Here is a 15,133-nt window from a genome sequence, read left to right as displayed (position 1 = left end):
CGGAAGATCAGCGGCGATCCTCTTTGGCGACGGGGAAACGCGCAAGCAGATGCATCCCGACAATCGCCATCAGAGCCATGAACCAGACCGGATTGTTGCGCGAGACGAGCACGGTCTCCAGCGACGCTGTGAAGAGGACGTAGATCCACAGCCTCAGGAAATAGCGCACGAGAGCCGGATTGTTCGACAATCGTGATGCAACCCCGAAGTCCCGCAGCGGAACATAGATCACGGCGATCAGCAGCAAAGCCAAACCGGGAATGCCGAATTGAAGCGCCGCTTCGAGATAGCTGTTGTGAGAATCCGTTCCGAGTTCTTCGACCCAGCCCGAAATATCCTCCGGTTCCGCCGGCAGCTTGTCACGGTACATGAGCTCGTTCGTCCGCCACGGCCCCGTAAGCCCGTAGCCGAAAATCGGATGCTCGGCCGTCTGCTCGAGAGAGAAGCGCCAAAGATCCGTTCGCCCCGTGAAGGTGGCATCCGGAAGCACGAGGGCGACGAGTGATCTGATCGGACCCGGCCAGCTCGATCCGACCGTTGCAACGTTCAGAAAAACAAGCGGCAGCAGGACGAGGACGGCGCGAAACCAACCACTCCGCGCCCGGTAGACCAGCGCCGCTAGGAAGAGCGTAAACGGCACCAGCGCAATCGACGTCTTCGACACCGAGAACAGCAGGAACACAGACGCCGCGCCGACGATCAGCCAGCCGGCCCAAGTCTTGCCGGCCTCAGTGATGAATAACCCCGAGAAGATGAGGACGACCATCATTGCCCCAGCTTCATTCTTGTGACTGAAGAACCCGCGCCAGTTGCCCGCGAGTTCCCTCTCCAAGGTGTCGCCCGTCGAGTGGATGGAAAGCGACGGGAGAAACGCAACGCCCACGTAGCAAAGAACGAGCACGGCGAAAGCCGCGATCGCGAGTTGATTTGCGAACTGACGCGGGCTCTGTGGCAGTCCCACGGCCATCGCCGCAATCGTCATCGAGATGACCTCGAATAGGCCGCGCTTCAAACCCGTCGCAGGATCGCCAGAGACCATATTCGTGATCAGCAGCCAAACCATGAACGCAACAAACGGAAACGCCGCGACGTTGCGGAAGTGGTTCGGCTTCGTAGCGAGCGTAAAGCCGGCCAACACGATGAACAGCAGCGGGAAGGCAATCTGATTGGCGATATTTCCGCCCTCGAGCGGCCCGGCGAGATCGGCGCCCGAGCGGTCATGGAACGGCTCGAACGAAATCCAATAGACAAGCAGCACGACGAGCAAAAGGAATGGACGAAAGACGCGCACGAGATCGCTGGCATCCGGTGCAGCAGCGCCAACTTCCCCCTTTATCGATGCCATCTTTGTTCGCTCTCGGATCAAGTCTCGGGACGCCACGAACGCGCCAGATAGTCTTTGACGAACGCGCCGTACTCGGTCGTTGAGACACCATCCGGCGCGAGCATCCTCGGGGTCGCCCCGGAAGAGAAGCACCACGCCATTGAATGCAGCTTAAGGGGTTCTAGAATATCGCGCGTGAACGGAATGCCGAAGTCTTCCGGCGTGCCCCTGATTACACCATCCCCGTCCCTGCTGAAGCCCCACTCGGTGACGACGACAGGTTTGACGGCCGGAAGACCGTCGAGGCTATCCGGCCAGCGTGAAGCGACGCCGCGGTCTTCATTCGGATAGCAATGCCAGGAATAGATGACCCGCTCGTCATCGATCAGGTCCTTCGCAACGCCCTTGAGATCGTGGGCCCACCGCCCGCCCGCAACGATGAGGATCGCGTCGGATCGCGATCTGATTTCGTTGATCAGGCGCACCCACAGCGCTTTGAGAACCGGCCAATGTTCACCGGTGCTTCGCCACAACTTGCCGTCGTAAACCGGTTCATTCCAGAGTTCGAAAAGAACACCAGGATCTTTGCCGAAACGCGCAGACACTCGCCGCCAAAAATCCAGAGCCAGCACATCATCGGAAGCGAATGCGTCAAGCGGCAGACCCCAACTGGGATCGACCGGCTCCGCGTACCGCCCGGGAAAGCCGATCACATGCCAATCGATAATAACGAAAAGTCCAGCGGCTCGTGCAGCGGTCACATCGCGCTCGAGCACTGCGAGTGTATGCTGTCGGTCGTGACGCCAATGTCCGGGATGAACGCTGATCCGCACGGCGGTCGAGCGCCAATCGCGGGCAAGCACTTCATAATCGCCAATGGGTCGTTCGCCGCGCACGTACACCGGGTCACCGACGCCGACACCCAGCAAACGAATGGGACGGCCGCCGAAACGGAGCTGATTGCCCGCGACGTCGAACCTCGATTGATCACCCGCGCGCGCCAACTTCGATGCCGGAAAAGCGCCAGCAGCGGCCACCCCGGCGATGAACCTGCGGCGGCTAAGCTCAGACGGCATGCGCAGCGACCGCCGCAGTAGGGCTTGCGAGCCCCTTTGCCGTGAGGATCGCGCCGCAGAGACGCGGCATATCCTTCGTCAGGCCATCAACGCCGGTGTCGAACGCGACGGTGTCGTTGGGCCGATTGGATGAAACGAAAAGTACTTGGTTCGCGGCATCGAGATCCCGCGACAAGGCATCGGCCCTCGCATCGATGATGACCACATCGTAGGATCGCTTAGCTTCATCCAGCGACGCGAGGATCGAAGAAGCATCTGGGTTGTCGACGATGAGGAGATCGAGGTTCGAATCTCGGGTCTTGCTGATCTTCCCTCTCGCCGCCTGAGCTGTGCTTGCGCTCAACGCGCCATCGGCGACCAGCAAGCGGGTAAGTCCGGGTGTCCGCACGTCACCGTCAACGATTAAAACTTTTTGGCCTTCCGCGACACACGCGTGCGCGAAGGCAAGCGCGATGACAGGCTTTATCGGCACGCCATGATTGGAGACGAACCAAACCGTCCGCACCGCATCGGAACTCGCTCGGCCGCCGAGGTAAGCGTGGAGCGTCCGGATGTGATCGGCGAACGCCGTATCCGGCGAGACCGCAGCAATGCGCGCGAGCGATGCCATTGCCGAAGTGCCGTCGCGTAGCCACACCGTCTGCGCCGCACGCGAAGCGGCGCGCATGTCGCTGACCAACCGGCGAGGCGACAGCGGAGCCACGTCATTGTCTTTGGAAACGCCGTTGCTCGCTCTGACGAGTGTAGGCGCCCTCACGGCCCCTCTGGAGATTTCGTCGGCACTGGCGTCAACGGCCACCTCGACCTTGCTCACGGTTTGAGCGTTTTGCGTTGTATTTAGCGAAGCTTCCTTATCCCGCTCGCGTGCTGACCGCAACGTGCTGTCGCTGCTGGCTCCCGGCGCACCTGCGGTGTTGGGCGCCTCGAAAAGGCCTCGCACCAAAGGAAGCAAGATGGCCGCGGCCGCCAATGTCTGCCCGATCAGGAAGCCGAGGATCGCCAGGACGACACCGCGAGGCGGAAACACGCGCGCCGGAAGCGGCATCGCTGACGAGATGATGCGCACGTTCGTCGTGTTGAGCCGCGACTGCTCGCGCGTCTCGCGCGATCGCGCGACCGACTGCTGATAAAGGCTCTGCGTAACCTCGAAATTGCGCTCCAATTCGCGCAACTCGATTTGTGCCTTCGCCGCCTCGTTCATTTCGCCTTTGAGACGTTGAACAGTATCCGCCAACGATTGCTCATTGGCCTTGGCTCGTTCGTAGTCATGGCGGATGCTCCCGAGGACGCGAAGGATCTCGCGGTCCATTTCGGACCTGACGGCGCGCTCCTGTTGAGCCATCGTCACCATCACGGGATGTTTCGGCATCAATTGCGCGGCAAACCGGGCACGCTCTGCCGAAACTGTCGCGAGCTGCTTTTTCAAATTGATCAACGTCTGCGAAGCCATGATCTCCGGTATCGACTCGGGCGTCGCGCGCGATGTTTGAATATCATCGATCTGCGCTTTGATGCGGTCCGTCGCGGCCCGTGCCAGAGCCAACTGATTGTTCGCATCGGTCAGCTGCTGTTCGACGACGAGTTTGCCGCTTGCGAGGCCAAGGTCGTTCGCCGCCTTGTAGGCAGCAATTTTTTCTTCCGCGGCGTTGACCTGTTCCTTCATCGCCATGAGGCCCGAATCCAGAGCCTCTGCAGCACCCTCATTGCTGGACGAACGATATTGCGCCTGATCCTCGAGATAGGCGGCGATGATGGCGTCGGCTATGCGCGCCGACTTACTCGGATCGTTTGAGCTGACTGACAGCTCGATGACAAACGTCCGCTCCGGTCTCTTGACGCCGATCCGCTGCAGCAACGTCTGCAGGGCCGCAGTTTCTCGATCGCCCTTCGGCTCGGAACTCAAATACCCGGCGAGCCCGGGCAATGCGGTCGTCAAAACGTTGCCTTGGGTGCCATTGAACTCCGGGTCATTTTGAAGAGCCAAGGCCTTGATGGCTCGTTTTAGAACACTGTTCGACGACAGCACCTGAACCTGGCTCTCGACAACCGTGATGCCGGAATCGGACTCGCCGGCTCGTGGCATGACCTCCTTATCGAGGAGGCGAAGGTCCCGCGGATCAACGAGAAGCTCGGCCGTGGCGACGTACCGGTGCGGAACGAACTTTGAAAGCGTCACGGCAAAACCGGCGCCTAAAAGCCCGCAAATCAGCAGGAAAAGCTTACGCCGCCAAAGTGCTGCGAAAATGTCTGCGGCATCGATCCCGCGCTTCGTCGACGGCGCGGCGAGCCGATCCTGAACGGCCTCGGCATGAGGTTTATCCAAAAACACGTCTATCTCCGCCCGCATCTCGTCATGAAAAAGCGACCCACCCCGGCCCTATCGAGCCGGGGGGACCGCCGATAACGAGCAAACGACATGCCAGCGGCTGACATGATTAATATCGATTAACGAATTGACCCCAAGACCACGGGGTCTCCGTATGAAAGCCAGCTAGCGGCTGCCACCGTGCGACCCGCCCGACGAACTGCTGCCCGAGCCCGATGCAGCCCCGGTGCGCGCAGACCCGGCAGCCGATGATCCTGGCGCCGGAAGCCCGGCGCCGGATGTCCCCGTGCTCACGCCGTTATTCGATGGAGCACCACGCAGGATCATATTGTAGGAGCTTCCGGACGAGCCGGAGGCCTGCCCGCTCGCGTCCGGATTTTTCCGGATCGCTCCGCTCACGCCATCATCGATCTGAAGACGTTGCGAGTTGGGAGCAGCCGGATCGATACGCTTTGTTTCCACCGGTGCGCCGAAACTTCCGGGAGCCTCAGTCGACGTGCGGGAATTTTGTTGAAGTGCGCGCTCCGCGTCGCGCGCATTCTGTTGCGTCACGCTTTGCTGAATTCGCATGCTCTCGGGGAGCGATTGATCCGCTGACTGAGCCGTTGCCGCCTGAGCCCATGAAACCGTCACGCTCGCGATGAGCAGCGTCGCGGCCAATGCCATATCAACGCGCATTCCCGGAAATCCTTTCTTCAAAAGAGCACGGGGCCCCGCCGACCGTTTTAACCTATGAAAAAAGGCCCCGGAATCCGGGGCCTTCAAGTCGCTTTTACTTAGACGTATCGCCGGGCTTCTTATTGGACGGGCCGTTAGTGCTGTCCTGCGCACCCTTCACACCAGTCGCGTCCTGGGAAGGTGACATGCCCTGTTCGCCAGTGCCGGCGCCGCTGTTAGAAGTGTTGCCGTTCGCGTCCATCGCGGGACCATTTTTCCCGCCCGGGTCACCCTTGACGCCGGGCCCCGAACTCTGCGGCGAGCTCGGCTGGTTATCCGTGGACGTATCAGCTGCGATTGCCGGCGCAGCACCGAACAGCGCTGCGAACGCGCATGCCGCAATGAATTTCTTCATGGGGTTTCCATCCTTTGGTTTCTTCGTTGCCAAGGTGAAACGAATCCGTCCGCATCGTGTTCCGCTGCTGCGACACGAGCCCCAATCACATTCAGGAAATCAGTCTTCGCCGCGCAGCACGCGCCGGACGAGGCGATAGAGGAACCAACCGGCAAAAAACGGCGCAGCAAGAATGAGTACAACCAGATCCGACGCCAGACCGACGCCGCGGCGAAGCAAGGCCCACGCTTTGGATTTCGGCGGCTCAGGAAATTCGCCGGGAATATACTCGCCCGTTGGCCGCGGCGGCTCGACGTTTTGCCCGGACGCTCGGCGCTGTACCCAAGCACGGCGGCGGAAATCATTGATCCTCCGCGCGTGACTCGCCCCGCGGAAAGAAACTGGTCTCGTTTGACGCATCACGTTCACACTCATGGGAACGAAACGCGCGGAACGTAGTAGCGTTCCGGCGTCACATTACCGCGAGGAAAAGCAATAAAAAGCCATATTAACGGGCTTGAGAGCGACAGCTCGCACAACGAGCTGCCACCTCATTAGGGCTCCGCTATCGCGACGTGCGCTTCAGGATCGACCGGCCCGCATAAACTGCGACGGCGCCGAGTTCTTCTTCGATCCGGATGAGCTGGTTGTATTTCGCCAAACGGTCAGAGCGCGACAACGATCCAGTCTTGATCTGACCGCAGTTCGTCGCGACCGCGAGATCGGCGATCGTCGAGTCTTCCGTTTCGCCCGAACGATGCGACATGACTGCGGAGTACCCAGCGCGCTGCGCCATGCTCACAGCGTCCAGCGTCTCCGACAATGAGCCGATCTGGTTGACCTTCACGAGGATCGAGTTCGCGATGCCTTTCTCGATACCTTCGGCGAGGCGCTCCGTATTCGTCACGAAGAGATCGTCGCCAACCAGCTGAACGCGCTTGCCGATGAGGTCGGTCAAGATTTTCCATCCGGCCCAATCGTCCTCGGCCATACCGTCCTCGATCGAGATGATCGGAAAACGGTTCACGAGATCTTCGAGATATTTGGCGTTGCTGGCGCTGTCGAGCGACTTGCCTTCGCCGGCGAGCTGATACTTCCCGTTCTTATAATATTCGGTCGAGGCGCAATCGAGCGCCAGCATCACGTCGTCGCCCGGCTTGTAACCGGCCTTCTCGATCGATTTCATGATGAAGGTGAGAGCTTCGTCGGCGCTCTTCAGGTTCGGTGCGAAGCCACCCTCGTCTCCGACCGAAGTATTATGGCCAGCGTCCTTGAGGTTCTTCTTCAAGGTGTGGAAGATTTCAGCGCCAATGCGGATGGCGTCCGCGCATGACTCGGCCGCAACGGGCATGATCATGAATTCTTGAATGTCGATCGGATTGTCGGCGTGAGCTCCGCCGTTGATGATGTTCATCATCGGCACGGGAAGAATGTGCGCGTTGACGCCGCCGATATAGCGATAGAGTGGAAGATCGTTCGAACGCGCGGCTGCCTTCGCGACGGCAAGTGAGACGCCGAGAATGGCATTGGCGCCAAGGCGGCTCTTGTTGTCCGTTCCATCGAGCTGAAGCAACGCCGCGTCGATCCCACGCTGCTCTTCGGCATCCATGCCCGAAAGCGCATCGAAGATCTCGCCATTGACGGCATCGACTGCTTTCCAGACGCCCTTGCCCTGGTAGCGCCCGTTGTCCCCGTCCCTGAGCTCGATCGCTTCATGAGCCCCGGTCGACGCACCCGACGGTACGGCCGCGCGTCCCTCTGATCCGTCTTCGAGAAGCACATCTACTTCGACCGTCGGATTGCCTCTGCTGTCGAGGATTTCGCGGCCGATGATGTCGACGATAGCGGTCATGTGCGTTCCTGGTGTTGGATCTTGTGTCGGGAAGGGGCGTTTTCGGGAGTTTCGCGCCCGGTTATTAAACCCTAATGTCGGTGCAGCAAAGTCCCGCTGGGCGGTCTGCGACTACCCTATGGGCCAGGTGACTGTCGAGAACTGTCAGCGAGATCGACTGAGATAACGTGTTCGACGATAAAAGAGAAACACACCCGAGATGCCCGGGTTGCGCTAAATAAGCGGTCCCGGAGGGTTTTCATCCCAACTCGGCGCCATCCACAGCCCTTCTGAGAAAGTTTAGTCACCCCGTGCCGGAAACTTCTGCTCTTGTTCTTTTTTCGGGTGGCCAGGACTCGACTGTATGCCTGGCCTGGGCGCTTGATCGGTATGATCGCGTCGAAACCGTCGGATTCAGCTACGGCCAGCGCCACAGCGTCGAACTCGAGCAGCGCGACATCATACGCTCGAAGCTCGCGCACCTCGGTGCCGCCGGACGGCGGCTCGGCGGCGATACGGTCCTCGAGTTGCCCGCCCTCCAAAGCATCAGCGATACCGCGCTCACCCGCGAGACGGAAATTACGTTTGCGGCCACCGGATTGCCGACGACGTTCGTGCCGGGGCGCAACCTACTATTCCTGACCTACGCCGCCGCACTCGGATACCGGCGCGGTATCGCCACACTCGTCGGCGGCATGTGCGAGACGGACTTCTCCGGCTATCCCGATTGCCGCAATGATACGATACAGGCGATGGCACAGTCCTTGTCGTTAGGACTGGCGACACCCGTCGCCATCGAAACCCCGCTGATGTTCATCGACAAGGCCGGAACTTGGGAACTGGCTTCGAAGCTCGGTGGCGACGACCTGATCCAGATCATCCTTGAAGACACCCACACCTGCTACTTGGGCGACCGCACGAACCGTCATGAGTGGGGCTATGGCTGCGGGGCGTGCCCGGCTTGCGATCTTCGCGCCAAAGGCTGGACCGAATGGCGGACGCGCGCAAATCGCGAATTGTCTTAGAGCGGGAAGATCTCAGAACGGGTAGATCAGGCACGTCGTCGTCGCGTGCGCGATGAGCTTGCCTTTGGTGTCCGTCAATCGCCCTTCGGCCGCCGCACCCCGTCGTCACCCGCGGGACAGCAGCGTTCCGGCGCGACCGAGCCGAAACAGCGACAGGATCGCGGTTCGGTCACCATCTGCCCCGGCCGGACTTGACTTGCACGCGGCGCTTCGTAGGTATCCCAGCATGTATGCGATCAAGGAGATTTTCTACACGCTGCAAGGCGAAGGCGCGAACGCCGGCACGCCCGCCGTGTTCTGCCGATTTGCGGGTTGCAACCTGTGGACCGGGCGCGAGCAGGACCGCGCCAAGGCCGTCTGCCAGTTCTGCGATACGGATTTCGTCGGCATGGACGGAGAAGGCGGCGGACGCTTCGAGACGGCAGCCGCCCTCGCGGACGCCTGCCGGCGAGCGGCGCCTCAGTCAAACCATTCGATACTCGTGGTTCTGACCGGCGGAGAACCGATGCTGCAGGTCGACCAGCAGCTGGTCGACGCGCTCCACGCGCAGGGATTCAGGATCGCCATCGAAACCAACGGCACCCTTCCGGTCCTTGAAACGATCGATTGGATCTGCGTCTCGCCAAAAGTTGGCTCCGACCTGAAGCAGCGCCACGGCCACGAGTTGAAGCTCGTCTTCCCGCAAGAAGGCGGCGACCCGGCCCGGTATCTCGAACTCGACTTCGAGGAACGCTTTCTCCAGCCGATGGACGGGCCCGACCAACACGCCAACACGCTTGCGGCCATCGCTTACTGCAAAGCCAATCCGGCATGGCGTCTGTCCGTCCAAACCCATAAAATTCTCGGAATCCCTTAACGAATGGGCCTTCCGCGCCGGTTTGGCGCGGTTTGAGCCCCCCGGCGGGGGTGGCGCCTCGGGGCGAAATCCCGTAAGGAGCGGCCATGCAAATCTACAAGGAATTCAGGTTCGAGGCGGCCCACTTCCTGCCGTCGGCTGCACCCGGCACGCCGAATGCACGCGTGCACGGACACTCGTTTCGCGCGCGCATCGTCGTCGAAGGCGAACCCGGCCCCGCGACCGGCTACATCTTCCATTTCGACGAATTGTCCGCAGCACTCCGCGAAACGGAAGACGCACTCGATCATCGCATGTTGAACGATATCGACGGTCTGGCCGCGCCGACCCTCGAACGCATCGCCGTGTGGATCTGGAACCGGCTTTCGAACCGCATCCCCGGCCTTTGCCAAGTCGAAGTCCATCGGGATAGCTGCAGCGAAGGTTGTATATATCGCGGACCTTCGCCCGAAGCACGTTTGGCTGCGGAGTAACCGACAATGGCAGCGGAAAAGCCGGGCGCAACTCAGCTCGGCAAGCAAGTCGGGATACCGGATAGTCCAGAGACGGCTCAGCTCGATCGCGTCGCCAATCCCCACGTTGATACGAATTACTTAGCGCGCTTCACCGCTCCCGAATTCACGTCACTCTGTCCGGTAACGGGCCAGCCCGACTTTGCACATCTCGTCATCGACTATGTGCCGGGCGCGTGGCTGCTCGAAAGCAAATCGCTGAAACTCTATCTCGCGTCGTTCCGCAATCACGGCGCCTTCCATGAAGACTGCACCGTTGCGATCGGCAAACGCATTGCGAACCTCATCGAACCGAAGTTCCTGAGGATCGGCGGCTACTGGTACCCGCGCGGCGGCATACCGATTGACGTCTTCTGGCAGACGGGAACGCCCCCGAAAGACGTATGGCTGCCGGATCAAGGCGTGCAGCCTTACAGAGGACGGGGCTAAGCCCGTCCCCTATAACGATTTCCGGTCAGCCCGAACGGCCGAACGAATTACCAGCGATTGCGGTGGTGGTGGCGCCAGTAACGGTGATGGCGATAATAGGGGCGATAGTACCCATATCCGTAATACGGACGATAATAGCGCCGCCCATAATAGTGGTTGTGGCGATGGCGCCAACGACGATAGTGCGTCTTCTCTACGACACTGTTGCCGCTCTTCGCAGCCGATTCAACGGCCGCAAGACTGCCGCCGCCGATTGCAGCGGCTTGAGCTCCGGTCGCGGCAAAGCCGATCCCGAGTCCCAGCGCCACTGCCAAAAGTAGATTTCGCATTTCGGTCTCCCAAGCTATTGCCTCCCAGTAATTCGCAATTGCGATTTCTGGTTCCGGCTTTTGAACTTTAGGAGTCGAAGACTGAACGGCAGCTGTACGGCGCACGCAATCTCCGGTGGCGAATTGGAATGAATTACGGCGAAATCAGGGATTAGCGATTTTCGGGGAGCGGAATAAATTCCGTTTCATCGCCTGGAACGATTGCAAAGCGGCCCTGCCGCCAATCCTCTTTGGCGCTGTCGATGCGCTCTTGCGAGCTTGAAACGAAATTCCACCAGATATGCCGCGGTCCATCCATCGGCTCACCACCGAGCAGCATCAGCCGCGCATTCGTTTCCGCGAGAATTGAAATGCGATCGCCGGGCTTGAATACGAGGAGCTGACCTCCCTCGAATGTCTGGCCGCCGATATCGACGCGCCCCGACGCGAGATAGACGGCACGTTCGTCGTAATCCGGATCGAGCGGCAGAATAGCCCCCGGCGCCAGAACGGCCTCTGCATAAAAGCAGTCATGCGGAAATGCGGCGGGCGACGTCTCACCATAAAGACTGCCGACGATGAGCCGAACGCGCTTCCCCTCGCCTTCGAGCCTCGGCAGCGCGCTCACGTCATGATGCGCAAAGGCCGGAGCGCTCTCCTCGTGAGATTTCGGAAGAGCCATCCATGCTTGAATTCCAAACATATCCTGACCGGACATTCGCGTGTCGGGAGCCGTTCGCTCGGAATGCACGATGCCGCGCCCCGCAGTCATCAGGTTGACTTCGCCAGGACGGATCGCAAGCGACGACCCGAGGCTGTCCCGATGCATCATCTCGCCTTCGAAAAGATAGGTGACGGTCGCAAGCCCGATGTGGGGGTGGGGTCTGACGTCGATCCCTTGCCCGGATAGAAATTGCGCCGGGCCCATCTGATCGAAAAAAATGAACGGCCCGATCATTTGTCGCTGCGCCGACGGCAGCGCGCGCCGCACTTCGAATCCGCCAAGATCGCGAGCGCGTGGCACGATGACTTGCTCGATCGCGTCGCAAGACCTGCAATCGCCCGGAATGGGATCGTTATCCTTGAGCCAACTCATCGAGCGTCTCCTCTGCTTTGCCGATCATGGCGGTAACGATCACCTGCCGCAACCGGCAGCGATCCATGTCGAGCAATCTATGTAACCAGAAATCGCAACTTCTCGGCGACACTCGGACGCCTGCATGTATCACGACTGCCGAACCACCTGAGCCGGTTCCGCTGAACCCAATCGTAAATCGGGTCGCCGATGGCACTGGGAATAATCTGGCCCGCGAACCCCAATCCACGCCAGGGTTGAGGCAGCGTCTGCGCTGCAGCCAACACGCCCGCCCATTTCGTGTAAGGCCGCCCCTGGCTCAACACCATGAAGGTATCGAATGCCTCCGCGTCGAGGTTGTAATGGCGGTAAAGAGCGGCCGGCAGCGCGTCCTGGATCACCGCGAATTGGCTTTGGCCGCCCGGATCGCGATCGAGCATCCACTGCACGCCGCTCGAACAGAGAACGCAAAGACCATCGAAAATGATCAACGGCCGGCTGTCGTCAAAGTTCGGAACCGCCGGATCATCGCGGTAGCTATAGGCCGTGAAGGGCATCACGGATCATGTCCTCTCAAATTCATGACCGGTCTATGAAGGCGGAGAGCTGACGCAATCATGAAGCAAATTGGGTTTCCGTCCCAATGCTGAATTGTTCCGGATAAAAGCCTATCGGCGTGGACGCGCGCCGCGTACAAATTTGCACACACTATACTCAGCGCCACTTGGAGTTCAGAACGATGCCCCGCCGTGCCGCACACATCCCTTGCCTTCTCCTCTCTCTCGGCCTCGCAAGCCTATGGCTCACCAGACCCGCCGTCGCCGAAATCAATTGCGCCGACGCTGGAACGACGGTGGAATTGAACTTCTGCGCCGACAAAGACTATCAAGCAGCCGATAAAGCTCTCAACGCCGCCTACGCAAATGCGGTTGATTACATCCGAACGCGCGGCGACGACGAAAAGCCCTACGACACGGCGAGCTTCGAGAAAGCGATGCGCAACGCTCAACGCGCCTGGGTCGCATATCGCGATGCCGACTGCAAAGACCTCGTGGCCCAGGAGTGGTCAGGCGGCACCGGCGCGACGGCGGCAATCCTCGGATGCATGACACAAAAGACCGTCCAGCGGACCAAAGAACTCAAAGACCGGTATTCGGAGCACTGAGAGGGCGCACTGAACGCGGCTCAAGACGTACCCCAGGACAGCCGTTCACCATATCCTTCACCCGCGCGTGACTGTAACCGCGCGAACTGCCACCGAACCGTCGCTTTGGGACTTTAGACCTCCGCGACTGCAGGGGGCCTGAACGTCACGCATGTGCAGAGTTTTTGTCCTTATGTGCACGCGCCCGGACATGCCCGCGCGCGACAGTCGATGTCGGGAGAAAAGACCATGATTTCATCACCCCCAATTGCACGCGTTCTTGCCGGATGCGCAGCATTCGCCGCGATGGCCGCAACGCCGCTTTCGCCATCCATCGCCGCGCCGAAAATCGCGGTCGGCACTTTGACCTGCTACGGCAAGGGTGGCGTCGGGCTCATTTTCGGCTCGAAGCAAAACCTGCGGTGCAATTTCGAAACGCCGATCAGCGGGCGCACCTATCGTTACGCCGCAACGATCACCAAAGTCGGGATCGACATTGGCGTCAAAGGCGATAGCACCCTCGTCTGGACGGTTCTCGGACCGACGACGGATATCCCGAGCGAAGCTCTCGAAGGAAGTTACGGCGGCGTCACCGCGGGCGCCGCAGTCGGCATCGGCGCCAGCGCCAACGCACTCGTCGGTGGCTCGAGCCAGTCCATCATCCTCCAGCCTGTGAGCGTCGAGGGACAGACTGGCCTGAACCTTTCCGCTGGGGTCGCCGGCTTGACGATCTTCAAGCCATAAGTCCGAGCCGACCAGAACAACGGCGCGCTGCAATTCGACATGCAGCGCGCATAACTCCCCCCGATAATCATCAGTCGGCTGATATTTTGCGCTCAGGAAATTGCTGAGCCTTGCGCACCACTTAGCTCGCATTCCGAGCATAACGTCATCACTTTTTGGCCATGAGAATCGCACGGTATCGGACCTCTAAGCCGCGAGGAGATAACCATGGCCGCACTATCCAAAAACGTCGAAGAAATGCTGATGCGCCTTGCGGATAATGCGCGCACCGAACAGGATTTCGTGATGACGTTGTCCGACGCGATCCGCCGCGTCGACGAGCAGTTGCTGCGTGACGTTCGCAACGTCGCGATCCAGCACGAACTACGCCGCGAAGCCATTCTCGGAGAACTGCAGGATCTTGCTTCGCGGCTTTGCGCTCTTCCTGTACGCACGCCGATCCAGCCGGTTACCGCGATTGATCAGCAGGGCTATCAGCAGCAGGAACCAGGCCATCAAGCACGCGCCGAAATCGAGGCCGCGTTGAATGGTCAGACCGGAGCCGATTGGCGCCAGGCCGCGCAGAATATGCACGACGAGTTCGAGTTCACCTTCAACGGTCAGCAGCGGCACTAGGCGAGCTTACCGCCCAATATATCCGGGCATCCGCACGGCCTCACGAGAGGCAGAGAGGCGCATGGCGTGTCTATGCGCGTACTCGAAATCACGGCGCACGGTCACCCTCGGAATGCGCGCCCGGAAAAAATCGGCCCATCGAAATTCCTCAAAGGGCTTGCCCGATTTTGCAAAGCCGCCGGCTTTGCGAACGGACCAAGCGAGGTCGCGATAGGGATCGGCGCGCAATTCCTTCAACGTCTCGGGAAGTTTTGACGGGCACACCGGTTGCCCGTGCGCATCGTAAGGGTGCAACAGCCCGAGCGTTGTCATCTGCCGCAGGAAGCGCTTGCGCGGCAGATGCGAGAGATCGGCGACCACATCGATCCATGCCTCTTCCACGTCGCTCTTCAAAAGCGCCAGGCTCAAGTGATGATGATCGATGATGAAAAAATCTTCGCCGGGGCCGAGCACGGCAGGTATCGGACGCTCCTCGAGAAAACATTTGAGCTTCCGTCGGCTTCTCGCGCGCCGTTCGACTTTTTCTCGCTTGGCCGCAACGGCCCGCATTCCCACCGCCATTTGCGTCGGACGCAAGTCCTCGATGGCAACCTGAACGAGCTTGGATTTGCTGCGCGTATGAACGCCAGAACGTGGCAACCGCACTTGGAAGCCCTGGGCGAGACGCAAATCGGAAGCCGGTTCAGACCAAAGATCAAGCGGCGGCATGACTTCCCACAAAGCCAACTAAACACCGCTCAACGTTTTCGCCTTTATGGTTAAGATTTGATTTAGGATATCCAATATCTCAGCCGCGAACGCGACCGGATGAGCAAAT

At 60.1% G+C, this 15,133-nt stretch carries 17 protein-coding genes and 1 pseudogene; 7 read left to right on the top strand and 11 right to left on the bottom strand.

Translation table 11 applies throughout. The annotated features are described in order from the left end of the window. Window positions 1-7 precede the first annotated feature (7 nt). From AACL53_RS08225 to eno, 6 genes are all read right to left on the bottom strand, one after another. A complete protein-coding gene (locus AACL53_RS08225; RefSeq protein WP_339084009.1) occupies window positions 8-1,345 on the bottom strand; it encodes an O-antigen ligase in 1,338 nt (445 codons plus the stop codon). Window positions 1,346-1,362: 17 nt separating this feature from the next. After that, complete coding sequence (locus tag AACL53_RS08220; RefSeq protein ID WP_339084008.1) at window positions 1,363-2,400, bottom strand: glycoside hydrolase family 5 protein; 1,038 nt, start codon at window positions 2,398-2,400, stop codon at window positions 1,363-1,365. Continuing rightward, window positions 2,390-4,729: an exopolysaccharide transport family protein gene (locus tag AACL53_RS08215; protein ID WP_339084007.1), complete on the bottom strand. Its 2,340-nt coding sequence runs from the start codon at window positions 4,727-4,729 to the stop codon at window positions 2,390-2,392. Before AACL53_RS08215 ends, AACL53_RS08220 begins: the two co-directional genes overlap by 11 nt. A 162-nt stretch (window positions 4,730-4,891) precedes the next feature. Next, window positions 4,892-5,404 carry a hypothetical protein gene (locus AACL53_RS08210; protein WP_339084005.1) on the bottom strand — a complete coding sequence of 171 codons (513 nt, stop codon included), beginning with the start codon at window positions 5,402-5,404 and terminating at the stop codon, window positions 4,892-4,894. Window positions 5,405-5,498: 94 nt separating this feature from the next. Further along, complete coding sequence (locus tag AACL53_RS08205) at window positions 5,499-5,798, bottom strand: hypothetical protein (RefSeq protein WP_339084004.1); 300 nt, start codon at window positions 5,796-5,798, stop codon at window positions 5,499-5,501. Window positions 5,799-6,342: 544 nt separating this feature from the next. Continuing rightward, window positions 6,343-7,629: a phosphopyruvate hydratase gene (gene eno / locus AACL53_RS08200; protein ID WP_339084003.1), complete on the bottom strand. Its 1,287-nt coding sequence runs from the start codon at window positions 7,627-7,629 to the stop codon at window positions 6,343-6,345. A gap of 290 nt (window positions 7,630-7,919) precedes the next feature. Here eno and queC point away from each other — a divergent pair, with 290 nt between their 5' ends. Further along, window positions 7,920-8,633 carry a 7-cyano-7-deazaguanine synthase QueC gene (queC, locus tag AACL53_RS08195; RefSeq protein WP_339084002.1) on the top strand — a complete coding sequence of 238 codons (714 nt, stop codon included), beginning with the start codon at window positions 7,920-7,922 and terminating at the stop codon, window positions 8,631-8,633. Between the two features lie 12 nt (window positions 8,634-8,645). On the opposite strand, the pseudogene AACL53_RS08190 reads toward queC, so the two are convergent. Beyond that, window positions 8,646-8,762, bottom strand: a pseudogene (locus AACL53_RS08190) (PaaI family thioesterase); the annotation flags it as partial. Window positions 8,763-8,859: 97 nt separating this feature from the next. On the opposite strand from AACL53_RS08190, the gene queE reads away from it, so the two are divergent. The 3 genes from queE (at window position 8,860) to queF (ending at window position 10,430) form a co-directional block, all read left to right on the top strand. Beyond that, window positions 8,860-9,489: a 7-carboxy-7-deazaguanine synthase gene (queE, locus tag AACL53_RS08185; RefSeq protein WP_339084001.1), complete on the top strand. Its 630-nt coding sequence runs from the start codon at window positions 8,860-8,862 to the stop codon at window positions 9,487-9,489. An 86-nt stretch (window positions 9,490-9,575) separates the two neighbouring features. Further along, window positions 9,576-9,962 (top strand): 6-carboxytetrahydropterin synthase, encoded by a 387-nt coding sequence (locus tag AACL53_RS08180; protein WP_339084000.1) that lies wholly within the window; start codon window positions 9,576-9,578, stop codon window positions 9,960-9,962. A 6-nt stretch (window positions 9,963-9,968) separates the two neighbouring features. Next, complete coding sequence (gene queF / locus AACL53_RS08175) at window positions 9,969-10,430, top strand: preQ(1) synthase (protein ID WP_339083999.1); 462 nt, start codon at window positions 9,969-9,971, stop codon at window positions 10,428-10,430. 47 nt (window positions 10,431-10,477) lie between these two features. Here the strand turns inward: queF and AACL53_RS08170 are convergent, their stop codons facing one another. The 3 genes from AACL53_RS08170 to AACL53_RS08160 form a co-directional block, all read right to left on the bottom strand. Beyond that, window positions 10,478-10,759 carry a hypothetical protein gene (locus tag AACL53_RS08170; RefSeq protein ID WP_339083998.1) on the bottom strand — a complete coding sequence of 94 codons (282 nt, stop codon included), beginning with the start codon at window positions 10,757-10,759 and terminating at the stop codon, window positions 10,478-10,480. A gap of 151 nt (window positions 10,760-10,910) precedes the next feature. After that, on the bottom strand, window positions 10,911-11,834 hold the full coding sequence (locus tag AACL53_RS08165; protein ID WP_339083997.1) for a pirin family protein: 924 nt from the start codon (window positions 11,832-11,834) through the stop codon (window positions 10,911-10,913). Window positions 11,835-11,911: 77 nt separating this feature from the next. Continuing rightward, on the bottom strand, window positions 11,912-12,370 hold the full coding sequence (locus AACL53_RS08160) for a thiol-disulfide oxidoreductase DCC family protein (RefSeq protein ID WP_339086914.1): 459 nt from the start codon (window positions 12,368-12,370) through the stop codon (window positions 11,912-11,914). 182 nt (window positions 12,371-12,552) lie between these two features. On the opposite strand from AACL53_RS08160, the gene AACL53_RS08155 reads away from it, so the two are divergent. From AACL53_RS08155 to AACL53_RS08145, 3 genes are all read left to right on the top strand, one after another. Further along, window positions 12,553-12,978, top strand: coding sequence for a lysozyme inhibitor LprI family protein (locus tag AACL53_RS08155; protein ID WP_339083996.1), 426 nt, complete (start codon window positions 12,553-12,555; stop codon window positions 12,976-12,978). 228 nt (window positions 12,979-13,206) lie between these two features. Further along, a complete protein-coding gene (locus AACL53_RS08150; RefSeq protein ID WP_339083995.1) occupies window positions 13,207-13,701 on the top strand; it encodes a DUF992 domain-containing protein in 495 nt (164 codons plus the stop codon). Between the two features lie 207 nt (window positions 13,702-13,908). After that, complete coding sequence (locus AACL53_RS08145; protein WP_339083994.1) at window positions 13,909-14,316, top strand: hypothetical protein; 408 nt, start codon at window positions 13,909-13,911, stop codon at window positions 14,314-14,316. Window positions 14,317-14,322: 6 nt separating this feature from the next. Here the strand turns inward: AACL53_RS08145 and AACL53_RS08140 are convergent, their stop codons facing one another. Next, on the bottom strand, window positions 14,323-15,042 hold the full coding sequence (locus AACL53_RS08140) for a ParB-like protein (protein ID WP_339083993.1): 720 nt from the start codon (window positions 15,040-15,042) through the stop codon (window positions 14,323-14,325). Window positions 15,043-15,133 lie beyond the last annotated feature (91 nt).

Source organism: Hyphomicrobium sp. ghe19 (assembly GCF_902712875.1).
Taxonomy (GTDB): Bacteria; Pseudomonadota; Alphaproteobacteria; order Rhizobiales; family Hyphomicrobiaceae; genus Hyphomicrobium_B.
The sequence above is the reverse complement of the archived record's forward strand: the minus strand, read 5'-3'. Positions and strand labels throughout refer to the sequence as shown.

Excerpts from the sequence above, each read along its gene's own strand:
- AACL53_RS08180 (WP_339084000.1), top strand. The coding sequence starts at position 9,576 with ATGCAAATCTACAAGGAATTCAGGTTCGAGGCGGCCCACTTCCTGCCG.
- AACL53_RS08170 (WP_339083998.1), bottom strand. The coding sequence starts at position 10,759 with ATGCGAAATCTACTTTTGGCAGTGGCGCTGGGACTCGGGATCGGCTTT.
- queE (WP_339084001.1), top strand. The coding sequence starts at position 8,860 with ATGTATGCGATCAAGGAGATTTTCTACACGCTGCAAGGCGAAGGCGCG.
- AACL53_RS08165 (WP_339083997.1), bottom strand. The coding sequence starts at position 11,834 with ATGAGTTGGCTCAAGGATAACGATCCCATTCCGGGCGATTGCAGGTCT.
- AACL53_RS08225 (WP_339084009.1), bottom strand. The coding sequence starts at position 1,345 with ATGGCATCGATAAAGGGGGAAGTTGGCGCTGCTGCACCGGATGCCAGC.
- AACL53_RS08145 (WP_339083994.1), top strand. The coding sequence starts at position 13,909 with ATGGCCGCACTATCCAAAAACGTCGAAGAAATGCTGATGCGCCTTGCG.
- AACL53_RS08210 (WP_339084005.1), bottom strand. The coding sequence starts at position 5,404 with ATGCGCGTTGATATGGCATTGGCCGCGACGCTGCTCATCGCGAGCGTG.
- AACL53_RS08205 (WP_339084004.1), bottom strand. The coding sequence starts at position 5,798 with ATGAAGAAATTCATTGCGGCATGCGCGTTCGCAGCGCTGTTCGGTGCT.
- queF (WP_339083999.1), top strand. The coding sequence starts at position 9,969 with ATGGCAGCGGAAAAGCCGGGCGCAACTCAGCTCGGCAAGCAAGTCGGG.
- AACL53_RS08160 (WP_339086914.1), bottom strand. The coding sequence starts at position 12,370 with ATGCCCTTCACGGCCTATAGCTACCGCGATGATCCGGCGGTTCCGAAC.
- AACL53_RS08150 (WP_339083995.1), top strand. The coding sequence starts at position 13,207 with ATGATTTCATCACCCCCAATTGCACGCGTTCTTGCCGGATGCGCAGCA.
- AACL53_RS08155 (WP_339083996.1), top strand. The coding sequence starts at position 12,553 with ATGCCCCGCCGTGCCGCACACATCCCTTGCCTTCTCCTCTCTCTCGGC.
- eno (WP_339084003.1), bottom strand. The coding sequence starts at position 7,629 with ATGACCGCTATCGTCGACATCATCGGCCGCGAAATCCTCGACAGCAGA.
- AACL53_RS08220 (WP_339084008.1), bottom strand. The coding sequence starts at position 2,400 with ATGCCGTCTGAGCTTAGCCGCCGCAGGTTCATCGCCGGGGTGGCCGCT.